The sequence below is a fragment of the Streptomyces sp. NPDC091292 genome, from assembly GCF_044757265.1.
Taxonomy (GTDB): Bacteria; Actinomycetota; Actinomycetes; order Streptomycetales; family Streptomycetaceae; genus Streptomyces.
Genome location: NZ_JBIVUQ010000011.1, coordinates 74,282 through 86,304, shown reverse-complemented (window position 1 = coordinate 86,304; position 12,023 = coordinate 74,282). Strand labels below are relative to the sequence as shown.

General features: G+C 71.4%; 10 protein-coding genes. 4 read left to right on the top strand and 6 right to left on the bottom strand.

Going from position 1 to position 12,023, the window contains the following annotated elements:
• Positions 1–64 precede the first annotated feature (64 nt).
• Positions 65–3,721 carry a LamG-like jellyroll fold domain-containing protein gene (locus tag ACIQNU_RS26925; protein WP_401371312.1) on the bottom strand — a complete coding sequence of 1,219 codons (3,657 nt, stop codon included), beginning with the start codon at positions 3,719–3,721 and terminating at the stop codon, positions 65–67.
• A 163-nt stretch (positions 3,722–3,884) separates the two neighbouring features.
• The gene (locus ACIQNU_RS26920; protein ID WP_401371310.1) at positions 3,885–5,405 is read right to left on the bottom strand and encodes a VCBS repeat-containing protein; all 1,521 of its coding nucleotides are present in this window, start codon (positions 5,403–5,405) and stop codon (positions 3,885–3,887) included.
• A gap of 540 nt (positions 5,406–5,945) precedes the next feature.
• On the opposite strand from ACIQNU_RS26920, the gene ACIQNU_RS26915 reads away from it, so the two are divergent.
• The 3 genes from ACIQNU_RS26915 to ACIQNU_RS26905 all read left to right on the top strand — a co-directional run bounded on the left by ACIQNU_RS26915 (position 5,946) and on the right by ACIQNU_RS26905 (position 7,886).
• Complete coding sequence (locus ACIQNU_RS26915; RefSeq protein ID WP_401371308.1) at positions 5,946–6,635, top strand: alpha/beta fold hydrolase; 690 nt, start codon at positions 5,946–5,948, stop codon at positions 6,633–6,635.
• Between the two features lie 110 nt (positions 6,636–6,745).
• On the top strand, positions 6,746–7,621 hold the full coding sequence (locus ACIQNU_RS26910) for a polysaccharide deacetylase family protein (RefSeq protein ID WP_401371305.1): 876 nt from the start codon (positions 6,746–6,748) through the stop codon (positions 7,619–7,621).
• Between the two features lie 88 nt (positions 7,622–7,709).
• Entirely contained in the window at positions 7,710–7,886 is a 177-nt protein-coding gene (locus ACIQNU_RS26905) for a hypothetical protein (RefSeq protein WP_401371302.1), read from the top strand.
• Between the two features lie 26 nt (positions 7,887–7,912).
• Here the strand turns inward: ACIQNU_RS26905 and ACIQNU_RS26900 are convergent, their stop codons facing one another.
• Both ACIQNU_RS26900 and ACIQNU_RS26895 read right to left on the bottom strand, forming a co-directional pair.
• Complete coding sequence (locus tag ACIQNU_RS26900; RefSeq protein ID WP_401371300.1) at positions 7,913–8,581, bottom strand: ABC transporter; 669 nt, start codon at positions 8,579–8,581, stop codon at positions 7,913–7,915.
• The gene (locus ACIQNU_RS26895; protein ID WP_401371297.1) at positions 8,578–9,570 is read right to left on the bottom strand and encodes an ATP-binding cassette domain-containing protein; all 993 of its coding nucleotides are present in this window, start codon (positions 9,568–9,570) and stop codon (positions 8,578–8,580) included. The genes ACIQNU_RS26900 and ACIQNU_RS26895 overlap by 4 nt, the downstream gene beginning before the upstream one ends.
• Before the next feature lie 87 nt (positions 9,571–9,657).
• On the opposite strand from ACIQNU_RS26895, the gene ACIQNU_RS26890 reads away from it, so the two are divergent.
• Positions 9,658–10,434 carry a peptidyl-tRNA hydrolase gene (locus ACIQNU_RS26890; RefSeq protein WP_401371294.1) on the top strand — a complete coding sequence of 259 codons (777 nt, stop codon included), beginning with the start codon at positions 9,658–9,660 and terminating at the stop codon, positions 10,432–10,434.
• A gap of 92 nt (positions 10,435–10,526) precedes the next feature.
• Here ACIQNU_RS26890 and ACIQNU_RS26885 read toward each other — a convergent pair whose 3' ends face one another.
• A complete protein-coding gene (locus ACIQNU_RS26885) occupies positions 10,527–11,147 on the bottom strand; it encodes a DJ-1/PfpI family protein (protein ID WP_401371291.1) in 621 nt (206 codons plus the stop codon).
• Positions 11,148–11,193: 46 nt separating this feature from the next.
• On the bottom strand, positions 11,194–12,000 hold the full coding sequence (locus ACIQNU_RS26880; protein WP_401371288.1) for a PIG-L deacetylase family protein: 807 nt from the start codon (positions 11,998–12,000) through the stop codon (positions 11,194–11,196).
• Between the last annotated feature and the right edge of the window lie 23 nt (positions 12,001–12,023).

The window sequence follows — 12,023 nt, the reverse complement described above, 5'->3', positions numbered from 1 at the left end:
GCCGGGCGGAGGACGACGGGGGCGACGGGCGGACGGCGAGGCCGGGGGGGACCGCTCGGGGCCGTCAGGGCACGGATCCGCCCAGGTTCTCGCCGGATTCGAGTCCGGCCACCTCCGTCACCAGGGACTGGTCGAGCGCACCCTCGAAAACGCGCACCTCGTCGAGGGCGCCGGAGAAGTACTGGAGGCCCGTCGAGCCGATGCCACCACGCCCCACCTGCACGGCCGCCTTGGTCAGGTCCCAGGTGGTGGGCCACTTCAGGACTTCGCCGGTCCACTGACCGTCGACGTACAGCCGCACCTCACCGAAGAGGGCGTTGTACGACAGCGCCAGATGGTCCCCGTCGCCCTCGGTCGTGGCCGGGAATCCGGAAGCGGTCAACTCGGTGACCGTCGCGTTCGCCGCGTCCTTGTCCGTCAGCGCGAACTGCCACCGGTTCTGGTCCGTGTCGAACCGCACGAGGGCCGCTGTGCCCGCCGTGCCGGGGAGCGACAGCACGGTCTGGTCCGTCGTGGAGTCCAGCGTGGTGGGCCTGGCCCGCGCGGTGACGGTGAAGCTCGCCTTCGCCTTCAGCAGTCCGGCCGCGCGGTCGGCGTAGCCACCGGTACCACCGGTGCCACCGGTGCCGCTCAGGGCGAGGTGTCCGTCGCCGGACAGCGGCTGCTCCACGACGCAGGTGGGATCCAACGGGTCGCAGGTGTCGTCGGGTTGATAGACGGAGGCGGTACCGCTCAGGGTCAGGCCGGTGCCGCCCGACGACTCGGGGACGAGACCGCTCTGGGCTTCGTTCATGTCCCAGTAGGCGAGTTGGAGGGGTGCGACACCGCCGAGGCTTCTGGTCTCGGATTCGGTCACGACCCGGTCGAGGACCTGGACACCGGCCACGGTGCCGTTGAGGTTCGCGGTGTATCCGGCGGGCTCAAGGGCGCGCCCGATCTGGAGGGCTCCGGTCGCGTTCCAGGTGGTGGGGCGCTGCTGGATGTCACCCTTCACGAGGGTTCCGTTGACATACATGCGCAGGGTGCCCGGCGTGCCGCCCGGCGTCGTCGGCTCGTCCTTGTCGTACACGCCGACCAGATGGGTCCACTCCCCGGGCACCGGCTGGGGGCCGAGTACCTGCCACGACATCATCGAGTCGATCTCGCTGTCCGGTGCGAGGAACGACCACTTCTTGGAGAGGGCGTCGTAGCCGAGGGAGAACCCCGACTGGGCCGAGCCGTCCTGGCTGATCACGCTCATCGAGGTACTGGGCAGTTGGGGGAGCATCACCCAGGCGGCAACGGAGAACGTCTTGTCGGTGTCGACGACGTGCTGTCCGGTGTTCAGGTAGGCGCCGGAGCTGCCGTCGAGCCGGGCCGCGGTCAGTACGGAGCCGTGCGGTCCGTCCACACCGAACGTCACACCGGGCCCCGCCGCGGCGCCGGGCGCACCGTCGGTCCCCACGGCCTGGGTCGATCCCTCCGCGTCCGACAGGGCCCAGGAAGCCTTGGGTGAGCGCCCCCTGGCGACATCGAAGACGTAACTCTCCGTCACGTACTCCTTGTTGCCCGCCTGGTCGACGGCTTCGACGTACAGGATCTTCGAGCCGAACGATTTCGGCATCCACCGCACGACCGCGGGCCGGCCCGGTTCGACGGGCACGATCTCCTTCGTCGTCTCTCCGGAGAACTGGTAGCGGTATTTGGTGATGTCCGTCCCCGGCGAGTACAGCGAGAAGGAGCCGTAGTCGCCGACGCCGGTGTGCCACGCGTCGTCGTTCGGGTACTCCGCCGAGGTGACCGTGGGCGGGTCCGGCTTCTGCGAGTCCAGGATGAACTCGCAGCGGGTACCGGCACCCGCGCTGCTCCAGGGGCCCCATGCCTCGCCGTCACTGCCGCGCACCCACCAGCCGATCACCGTGTTCTGCGCGGGCGTGAAGGCGCCGGTGCCGTCGCCCGGGATGTCGGTGCCGACTTTGTAGGTGAACCGCTCCCAGCCGCTGTCACGGTCCGGGTCGCTGTTGGACGCCTTGGCGGCGGTGGTGACGGTGTAGGTCTTCACCGTTCCGTCGGCGGCGGTCCAGAAGATCTCGAACTGGGCCCGCAGGCTCTCCGTGTTGCCACCGGCGTCGCCGTGGTCGGGGTCCCAGATGATCGCGGACAGGGTCGGCGCCTTGTTCACGTAGTGCTTCGCCGCTTCTCCGTAGGCGCACTTACCGCCAGGGGACATGGCCAGTTCGTCCATGCGGGGCTGGTACGGGGGCCGGTTGTAGGTGACCTCAAGTGCGGCGTTGTTGCAGAACCTCTTCCAGGAGGCGTACGCGTCCTCGGAGGCGGCCTGGAGACCGAAAGTGGTGGTGTCCCAGCCGCTGGAGGCCGCCTTCTGCACCGTGCTCTTCACGTCGAAGCGCACGTTCTGATTGGTCGTGGAGCACGAGCCCGCCGGGTTGGCCGGCGAGGCGGAGGTGAGGTGCTCCTTGCTGGACGGTCTGCTCGACCAGTTCGTCCGCGCGTTGATCGCGCTGCCGCCCTTGCTGTTGACCCGGTGCAACTGCACGGACCGTGCCTCGCTGTTGTACGTGTGCACCAGGGTGATCGCGAACTCCGCCTTGAGGATGGTCTTGCCCTCGAAACTGCCGGTGGGCAGGGCGTAGTACTGGCGCTGCACATCGTTGGTGCCGGTGCAGCGGACCGATACGTCCGCCGGGCAGCGCCCGACACCCTTTCCCGCCTCGACGCCGTCCGCGGAGTTGGAGAACTTCCAGCCCTCCAGGCCGGGGTTCCCCGAGGACACCCAGGTCCAGCCGGTACGGGTGGCGGTCTTGGTGACCGGGTCGATGACGACCGGGTACCGCGTGTCCTTACCGCGGAGCAGTCCGAGGTCCGGGCGCAGCGACATGCTGTTCTTCCGGAGTCCGAGGCGCACATCGGCGACCCGGGCGCCGTCCGACGGTCCGGATCCCGTGGTGCGCGGTGTGACGGGTCGGGACAGTGGGGCGCCGCTGGAGTCCCACATCACGGGTTGCGGGGCCTCGAAGAGGGTGCCGCCCGTGGCTCGGTCCCTGGCCGTGAGCCCGCCGCCCGCGTCCTGCCGCAGGTCGAGTCCGTCGGCGGAGAGGGGGAGTTCGAGGTCGGCGAGCTTCGGGTTGGCCGCCGCCTTCGCCGACTTGACGACCAGCAGATGGGCGAACCCGTCGTTCTCCGCCCGTACGACGAGATCGACGCCCGGCAGTACGGACCGGTACGTGGCGGTGTCGCGGACGACCTCGGGTTCCGGCAGGTCGGCCGGCCAGGAGACGGACATCGTCCGGCCGTCGCGGACCAGGGTGCCGAACACGCTGTCCCCGCCGCCCGACAGGGACATGGCGGTGGTGGTGGCCCTGGGGACGAGGCGGCCGTTGGGCTGCCGGATCAGTGTCGTGTCGATCGGGATCCACTTGCCGTCCTTGCGGGTGCGGACAGCCTGTGTGTACTCCCTGACAGTGAAGGTGCCGTCCGGGTTGGCGAACGTCTCGCTGCGCTCGTCGCGAAGGGACAACACTTCCACGCGCCGACCGGAGGCAGCCGCGGCATCGACGGCCTGGCTTTCGTCGGCGGCGCTCTTGCCTGTGTGCGCCGACCCGTCCCGGGCTGCTTCGCCGCGTGCCGTCGTCTCGCCGCGTGCCGTCGTTCCGGCAGGCGCCCCGACGGCATCCGCCACCGCCGCGCCGCTGACGCCGCCCGCCAGCAGGGGCAGCACCACGCAGGCGACGACGGCGACCCGGCCGCGCAGCCAAAGCCCACTCCTCGGACGGAGCCCTCGCCTCTGTAGGAGTTGTCTCCGCGGACGGAGTTCTCTTCTGCTTCCCACTGTCCCCACCCCGGGTCCGTGTGCCGTGTGCCGTGCGCCGTGCGCCGTGCGCCGGTCAGCGAATCGACGAGCCGAATGCCTTGCCCTCGTCCGGGACCCCGTCGGCGCCCGGCCTGAGGGTCCTGACCGTCCCGGCACCGCCGCCGACGACGCTCCACGGAGCCGCGTACACCACGCCTTTCTGTGCCCCCGCCGACTTGCTGTACGGCACTCCCACATAGAGGTCCGTGGCGGTGGCCCACAGGCCCAGGCCCGTGAAGTCGCGGGCCTCGGCCGTGTCCGGCAGCAGACCGTCACCCCGGGTGAGGATCCTGTCGCCGGTCCCCGGCGCGCCAAGTCCCGGAAGGACATGGACGGCTCCGGCGTTCTCGGCCGGTCCGACCTCCTGGTTCGGGACGCCGACCGCCAGCTTCACCGTCGCCGCCGTACCCACGGCTCCCGGCTGCGTGTGGGCGAGGGCGACGCGCTGACCGAAGAAGTCCCCCACCACGGGGTCCCCTTCGACGTTCGGCGAGAGACGGTCGATCAGGTTCACCTCGGAGAGGTCTCCGGAGGGCGTCACGCGGACCACGGTGACGGCTCCGGCATCGGCGACGTTTCCGACGTCTTCGTTGGGGGTCCCCACCGCGAGGAGGGCGTCCGTCTCGGACGAGGCGCCGGAGGGCCGGTAGGGCAGCAGCGACAGGGCTGTCCCGAAACGGTCGTCCTTCTCGGCCGTGCCCGACGTCAGAGCGGCGTGGTCCTCGTTCGCCCCGACCAGGTAGGTGGGCCGGGAGTCGGTCAGCGTGTGCTGGAACAGGAGCACGCCTCCCGCGAAGGTTTCGACGCCGATGGCCTCACCGGGTGTGCCCACGGCCACATAGCGGCTCGTCGCCGCGAGGGAGGCGCCGAAGCGGTCGTTGGTCTCCGGTGCGCCCGGCACGCCCACGTCGTCCTGGTTGACCGAGCCGACCGAGGTGCCCTGGGCATAGGTGAAGCAGCCGGCGTCCTCGACCGCGCCCACGGCCTCGCCGGGCGCGCCGACGACGAGGTAGGGCTTTCCGCCCGATGTGTTGCCCGCGGCCAGCGCGAATCCGAAGAGGTCGGTGGCTTCGGTCACGGTCGCGGCGTCGAGCTGCCGCTGTGTGAAGTGCTCGATGACGGACCCTTCACCGATCCCGGTCGGTGAACCATGAACGACATAGACGGCACCGGCGTCCACCTGGTTCTCGGTGCCGACGACGACGTCTTCGTACGGAGTACCGGCCACGAGGTCGGCGCAGCCGTCCTGGTCCGCGTCATACACGGCGATGGAGTATCCGAACTGGTCCCCGGCCTCGGGAGAGGCGGACATTCCGGTCAGCGACTGGCTGATCTCCGTGACGCCCTTGCCGCCGCCGAGGATGACCCGCACCAGGCCCGCGCTCGCCTGACCGGCGACCGTGGCCTGGGGGTCGGCGACGGCGGTGTCGCGGATGCCGTCCCCGTTGAAGTCCGACTCGGCGCCGGCGGTGCAGGCGGCGGCGGACGCCTCCGGAACACCTACGGAAAGCATTCCGGCCGTCGCCAGCAGCAGCGACCCGATTCCTGTTGCCACTACATGCGTGCGGGCACGCAGGCTCCAACACAACTCCACTGTCCCCACCCCAGAGTCACAGAAGTCGTAAGGGGAGTGAGTCAACGGTGAAGCGGTTCCTTAAGTCAAGGTGAATTGAGCCACAAATTCTGGCTACTTGGTGTCCAATTTTTAGCCATATTGCTTGACGAAATCGACTAACTGAGGCTGAGGGAAAGCCTCATACTCAGCCACCTCAAGTAACCAATCTCCACCGAAAGGAAGCAGAGAACCGGCCAACGTCGACAGACGGGTGGAGTGTGCTGCGCCGGAATGACTTGACACCGCAATGCGCTTGATTCGAGGGGGAGTTGTCGCGCGTGACGCGGTCCGCCGACTGTCAAACGTCGGCATGAGGACGGTCGGAAATCGTCAACGTCCGGCGTCAGGTGCGGGAGTTCCCGGGGCCGGGGTGTCGTGGGGTGGGCTCGTGGGGCTCGGGTTGAGGGGGGTGGCTGGGAACGCAGGGGTGGGGTCGGGGCGTTGTGGGGGTGACGGTGTGTTCGGGAAGGGGTGGGGTCCGTGTTGTTGCGTGGGGGCGAGTGGGGGCATGGGGAGCGGGTTGCCGTTCTGGTGCACGGGATCATGTCCGATCACCGGACCTGGCGGCGGGTCGGGCCCGTGCTCGCCGCGCGTGGGTATCGGGTCGTCGGTGTCGATCTGCGGGGGCACGGGGCGAGTGGGCGCGGGGAGTACAGCGCGGAGCTGTTCGCCGAGGACCTGGTCGACACGGTGCCCGTGGGGGCCGAGCTGGTGATCGGGCACTCGCTCGGCGCGCTCGCCGTCTCGCTCGCCGTCGAGCGGCTGGCGCCCGACCGTGTCGTGTACGCAGACCCCGCCTGGGCGCTCGGCACGCTGGCCCTCGACCCCGCGGCCTTCACCGGCTTCGGGGAGGCGACCCGCGAGATGATCGTGGAGCTGAACCCGGACTGGGAGGACGCCGACGTCGACGTCGAGCTGGCGACCCTTCAGGCATGGGACCCGGACACCGCGTTCGGCGTCACGGGGGCGCGGGCCGCCGACCTCGTACCGGAGCGGCCCGCCGTGCCCTCGCTCGTCGTCACCGCCGGCCGGGGCTCCCTCGTCTCCGACAACCTCAAGGCCGACCTCACCGCGCGCGGCTTCACCGTACGGACCGTCGCAGGCGCCGGGCACACCCTCCACCGGGACGACTTCGACGGCTTCCTGCACGCCCTCGACGGATGGATATGACCAGCGAGCACCCAGGGGGCTGCCCGGTAAGCGGGTGACGTCCGGGGCCGGTTTTCCGGCTTGCGCCACTGCTGGGCGATTTGTCGTTTATACGAGTATATGGTCACGCGGTGATCATTACCGTACGCAAAGCAGTCGCCCTCTGTGCCCTGGGGGCCGCCCTCGCCGGGTGCGGCAGTGGCGGCGCCTCGCAGACCGTGCGCCCGGAGCAGCCCGGGGCCTCCGCCGGTCCACACTCGTCCGCGTCGCGTCCCCCGACCCTCTCCCCCGGCCCGCGCGGACTGACCCCGGTGTTCCAGAACGGACCCCGTGACCTGGGCAAGACCGTCGCGCTCACCTTCGACGCCGACATGACCGCCGACCAGGGCGACCGTGCCGCCGCCGGGGAGCACTTCGACAACCCGGCGCTGATCGCGACGTTGCGCCAACTGAAGGTTCCGTCGACCGTCTTCATGACGGGCCGCTGGGCCGACGAGTACCCCGACCAGGCCCGCTCCATCGGCAGCGATCCCCTCTTCGAGGTCGCCAACCACTCGTACAGCCACTACTCCTTCACCGCCGACTGCTACGGCCTGCCGACCGTTCCGGCCGACCGGATGCGGTCCGACGTCGAGCGCGCGTACACCTCCTTCCGCAAGGCGGGCGTGCCGAACCCGATGCCGTACTTCCGCTTCCCCGGCGGCTGTTACGACGACAGTGCGCTGAAGGCGATCACCCCGACGGGGGTCACGGCGGTGCAGTGGGACGTGGTGAGCGGCGACGCGTTCGCCACCGACGCCGACGCGGTGGCCCAGCAGGTGCTCGACGGGGTACGGCCCGGGTCCGTCGTCGTCATGCACTGCACCCGCAGCGCCGCCCCGACGACCGAGCGGGCGATCCGGACGGTCGTACCGGAACTCCGTAAGCGCGGCTTCAAGTTCGTCAAGGTGTCGGAGCTGATCGGCGACAGCCACCGGGACCAGGGCACCAAGCAGGGCAGTAGGTAAGCAGCAGGCAAGCAGTAGCCAAGTGGAGGGCGGGCGTGGGGTGCCCTCGGCCGACAGGCGTCGTGCTGCGCGTCCTACCCTGGGCCCCATGGACGACCACCCCACCAGCGCGGCGAACCCGCCCACCCCGGACCCGGCCGGAGGCCCCTTCGCCGAGTGTGTGCTGTGCCGTGAGCCGACCGAGTACCCGGAGTCCCACCGGGGCGCCACGCTCTGTCCGGTGTGCGAGTGGCAGGAAGCCCAGCGCACCGCCTGTTCCGGCTGAACGGACATCCGGGCGCCGCGTTCGTCTCAGGCGCGGCGCGAGCCGAGGGCGCAGGCCGCCGTCGCCGCTGCCACCGCCACCAGGGCCGCACCCGCGAGCGGCACCACCGGCACCGGAACCGTCCCCTCCTGCGAACCCGTCACCAGCGCCGTCACCGCCTCCCGCCCCGGTGAGCCCGACACGACCAGCGCCAGCAGCACGGCCAGCAGCAGCGCGGGCACCGAACGCCCCGGCGACCGCAGCAGCGGCCACGTCGTGACCGCTCCGACGGCCGCACCGAGCAGCGCACACGCGAGCATGGCCAGGAGCCCGGCCCCACCCGCCGGGAGCAGCGGTACGGGAATACGGTGATTCGTGCTCGACGGGTCGCTGATCACCGTGACGACGGCGGTCGCGACGGCGCCGAGCAGGGTCGCGGCGAGCGCTCCGGTGAGCAGCGACGCCAGGTGCGCCCGCACGGGCCCCACGGAAGCGGCGACACAACTCCGCGCCGCGGGCGGTTCGTTGGTGGCACAGACCCGGACGAGCCAGGCGGCGACCGGGAGCAGGGCGGCGGCGCCGTAGCCGAGCGAGTCGAGGACCGGCTCCCCGCCCCGGATTCCTACGGCGAGGACGGCGACGTACAGCACGACGGGCGGCAGCCAGCGTTGCGAGCGGAGGAGAAGTGCCGTCTGGTAGCGGAGCAGAGCCGTCACTGGTCGGCCTCCGGAGCCGTCACCGGAGCCGCCTCCGAAGCCACCTGCGAAGCCACCTCCGAGGCCGCCTGCGAACGTTCCGCGCCACCGGCCTCCCGCGCCGGCCCCACAGGTCCCCGACGCCCCGGAGACCGTACCGATATGACATGCCAGGCCGGCCGGGCCGTCAGCAGCGTACGCAGGACCTCGTCCGAATAAGCCGCCGGGACCGTCACCCTGATCACGCCCTCCCGCGACGTCCTCACAACCGTCGCCCCCACCGGCAGCGACACCTCCGCCCCCGCCTCCGCCTGCGCCTCGATCACGACCACCGGACTCCCGGTCCCGGGCCCCTCCACCAGCCCCCCGCCGTCCACCGCGTACGTCGCATCGGCCGCCCCCGCCAGCCGCAGCGGATCGTGGTCGACGAAGACCACGGCACCGCCCGCGGCCGTGCGCTCCCCGACGGCGCGGTCCAGTTCGGCGCGGGCCCGCGTGTCCAGGCCGGTCCACGCCTCGTCCAGCACCAGCAGATCGGGCGCGGCGAGCAGCGCCTGCGCGACGGCGACCTTCTGACTGCTGCCCTTCGACAACTCCGCCAGCGGAGTGCCCAGATGGCCGGCCGCGCCCAGGCGTTCCATCCACTCGCGCGCGGCGCGCACGGCGGCCCGCCGCGAGAGGCCGTGGACGCGGCCCAGGTGCGTGAGGTAGGCGACGGCGGTGAAGGGGAGGCGGGGCGGGAAGCGTTCGGGTACGTAGGCGGTACGGGGCCGGCCGCGGACGCGGCCCTCGGTCGGGGCGTCGATCCCGGCGAGCAGACGCAGCAGGGTCGACTTCCCGGTGCCGTTGGCGCCCTCGATCCGCACGAGGTGCCCGGCGGGCACGGCGAGGTCCACGCCGCGCAGGATCCACGGCCCTGCGAGCCCGTACCGCCGGCCGACCCCGAGCAGCCTGATCCCGGACGCCGCAGTGGACGGGCGTGCGGTGCCGTCGGTTCGGGCCGTGGTCATGGAGCCATCCTCGCGTACGGGGCCGGGGCCCGGGGCGGCCTTCGCAGCGGGACCGACCACCGATCTTCCGCCTGGCAGACTGGACGGGTGAGCAGCCAGGACACAGCCCCGACGCCTCAGGACGGCACCCCACCGCCCGACGACACCAGGCACGGTCAGGACAGCCCGTTCCGCACGGAACCGATCGCACGCGACGACGCACCGCAGTTCGTGCTCCCGCTCGTCGTCCGGATCGAGAAGTCCGACCCCCCGCCCCGTACGGACGCGCTGGAGACCGCCGCCCGCGCGGTGCTCACCCTCCTCAGCGACTCGCGGTCGCTGGGCGACGGGGAATGGGCGGAGGCGGTCCGGAACTGGCAGGACGCGCGGATCCGCAAGGTGGTGCGGCGGGCGCGGGGCGCCGAGTGGCGACGGGCCGAGGCGCTGCCGGGTATCACGGTGACCGGCAAGTCGGCGGAGGTACGGGTCTTCCCGCCGGTCCCGCTGGACGGCTGGCCCAAGGATCTCGCCCGGCTCCAGGTGTCCGGCACCGACCTCGACGACCCGGAGCCGCCCGCGGCGGCCGACGCGACGGCGCCCGTGCTGTGGATGAGCCCCGAGGTCACGATGACCGCGGGCAAGGCGATGGCACAGGCGGGGCACGGCGCCCAACTCGCCTGGTGGGAGCTGTCCGACGAGGAGCGCACCGCGTGGCGCGACGCAGGCTTCCCGCTCTCGGTACGCACCGCCGACCCGGCCCGCTGGCCCGAACTCACCACGAGCGGGCTGCCGGTGGTACGGGACGCGGGCTTCACGGAGATCGCCCCCGGCGACACGGTCGTGGCCGAGGGACATCACCGCGTGGGCCCTGTTCCCCGCGCGTAGCGACGCGGGACTCTCCGGACACGGCCCAGGGGGCTAGGGTCTTTCGTGCGGTGCCAGGGCCCGCGAGCCCGGCCTGATCCAAACGAGAGGCCCTAGCGCAGAGTGCGGGCCCTTTCCAGCACCTCGGCCGGGGCCTTGGCCACCGAGCCGGTGTCGAAGGGCGGCTGCGGGTCGTACTCGGTGTAGAGCTGGATGGCCTGGGCTGTCACCTCGTCGGTGAGCAGGGCGGCCAGCCGGACGGCCATGTCGATGCCGGACGAGACCCCGGCCGAGGTGATCACCCGGTCGTGCCGGACCACCCGCTCGGGGGTGTAGACGGCGCCGTACGACTCCAGTGCGGCGGCGGCGTCCCAGTGGGTGGTGGCGGTCAGGCCGTCCAGCAGGCCGGCCGCGCCGAGCACCAGGGAACCGGTGCAGACCGAGGTGGTGAAGCGGGTGCCGGCGTGGACGCGGCGCACCCAGCCGAGGAATTCCGGGTCGTCCACCATGGCCAGGAAGCTGCCACCGCCCGGGATCAGCAGAACGTCGCAGCCTTCCACCTCGGCGTACCCGGTCGGGACGTGCACCGGCAGGGCGCCCAGCGCGTCGTGCACCAGGCCGGGTTCGGCCGTGACGAACCGGACGGTGGCACCGGGCAGGTACGCGAGGATCTCGTACGGCCCGATCGCGTCGAGCGGCTCGAAGCGGTCGAAGAGCGGGATCACGATGTCCATGCGCCGCAGCTTAGCCACCGTCTGGTGGGGCCCGGGGGTGCGGAGATCAGACGGTCAGTGCGGTCTGCGGCAAGGCTCCGGCCGCGGTTCCGGGCACGGCTTCGGCTTCGGTTCCGGCTCCGGCCGCGTGCACCGGGCTGTGGCGGATGTACCACTCGGTGGCGAACAGCCGCCGCCGTTCCTCCGGCGGAAGGCCCGCGATCAGCCCCGGCAGGGCTCCGCGCGCCACCTCGGAGCGATGTGCCAGTACAGCGGCGATCTTCTGTTCCATCCAGGGGGTGACGTCGACGGTCGCGGTGACGTGTTCGTCCGGAACGCTGTACACCGCCTTGCGCTCCCCGATCAGGTCCCTCAGCGCCGGCACGGCCGACCGCGGATGCGTGGCGAGGTACAGGGCGCGCGGGTGCCACGGAGGACCGGCATCCGGGTGGAGCCGCTCAAGACCGGCCGCCTCGGCGGCGAGCACGGTCACGCGATGGGTGTGCACATGGTCCGGGTGGCCCGTCAGCCCGCCGTAGCCGTCATGGGTGACCACGATCTCCGGGCGGAACTCCCGGATGTGCGCCACCAACCGCCGCACGGCCTCGTCGAGCGGCGCGTCGCAGAACCGCGCACAGCCCGGAGCCGAGTGCGGTACGCGCGCATCGGCGTAACCGAGCATCCTCGGTTCACCCGCGCCCAGAATCCGCAGCGCCTCGGCCAGTTCGGCGGCGCGCGGGGTGCCCTCGGCCCAGGTCGACGTGGTCACCCCGGTACACGCGCCCGCAGCCGCGTGACGTGCGAGCACTCCGCCCGCCGACAGCGACTCGTCGTCCGGGTGGGCGAACACCGCGAGCAGACTCGGCACAGGCATGGACGGACCGCCTTCCGGTACGA